Origin of the sequence: Arenibacter sp. ARW7G5Y1, assembly GCF_003201775.1 — a bacterium.
GTDB lineage: Bacteria > Bacteroidota > Bacteroidia > Flavobacteriales > Flavobacteriaceae > Arenibacter.
Map to the genome: position 1 here is coordinate 1 of NZ_QJJZ01000046.1, position 1219 is coordinate 1219.

Below are 1219 nucleotides of genomic sequence, written 5' to 3' on the forward strand. Positions count from 1 at the left end.
GAGAACCGTCTAACGATATATTTGGAGGAGAAAAAACAAATACCATCCAAGTACAAGGATTGCAAGTATAAAGCCAGTGGCTTCATGGAGCCTCGAATAATCGAGGATTATCCCGTTCGGGACAATCTATTGTCATTAAATCTTAAACGAAGGCGTTGGGACGTTCTACTTGATAAAAAGTGGATTAAAGTAAGTCGTGAATGGGATGAATTTATTGCACAGGGAACTCGAATATCAAAAGAGTTTGCTGCTTTTTTAAAAGAAATCGACTGATAATACTGCTCTGAGCAGCCAACAACTTGGGCACCAGTATGGTATGTCCGGAAAAAGGCTTCAAAGACATTATAAGGATCACTTAAGTGATTTTAAGCAATGGGAGCATAAGAGCCATGCCAAACAGTGGCTTGTTTTCCCTGAAAACTTAGGTTCTTATTTATCCATTGATGAGACAGCGCTGTCCAAGGGAGAGCTCTATACCATCATTACCAATAAGAAGGCCAAAGGAAAGAAAGGGGCTTTAGTTGGGATATTCCACGGAACTAAAGTGGAGCCTATTATCGAACAACTCTTGAAGATCCCGGCAAAGAAGCGTGCCAAAGTGAAAGAGATCACCTTGGACATGGCAAACTCTATGAAAACGATCTCCACTAAATGTTTCCCGAAAGCCATCCAAGTAACGGACAGGTTCCATGTACAGAAGCTGGCAATAGAGGCGCTCCAAGATCTTCGTATCAAATACCGATGGGAAGCTTTGGATCAAGAAAATGAACAGATAAAGCTATCTAGAGTAGCCGACAAAGAATTTAAACCCGTAACTTTTTCTAATGGTGACAGCTCAAAACAACTCCTGGCCAGGAGTAGATATCTACTGTATAAATCCCCAGATAAATGGACTCCAAATCAGAAAGAGAGGGGACAGATATTGTTTAATGAATACCCAGAATTAAAGAAAGCTTATGGACTTGTTCAAGGCTTGAGGAATATTTTTAACCAAGCCATAGATATTAAAGTAGCTTACACCAAACTAGCCCACTGGTACAAAGATGTAGAGGAGTCAGGATTTAAGAGCTTCCAAACGGTAGCCAATAGTATTACTTTAAATTACCGCTCTGTACTCAACTATTTTTTAAACAGAAGTACAAATGCTTCAGCAGAATCCTTTAATGCCAAAGTAAAGGCTTTTAGATCACAATTTAGGGGAGTCAGGAATACGGAATAC

2 protein-coding genes are annotated in these 1219 nt (G+C 39.9%); both read left to right on the top strand.

What is annotated here, in order from left to right; translation table 11 throughout:
* The coding region (locus C7972_RS23635; RefSeq protein WP_110358617.1) for a hypothetical protein at nucleotides 1-273 on the top strand (273 nt) is incomplete at its 5' end.
* Between the two features lie 43 nt (nucleotides 274-316).
* Nucleotides 317-1219: transposase (locus C7972_RS23640; RefSeq protein ID WP_110358618.1), on the top strand; the 903-nt coding region annotated here is incomplete at its 3' end.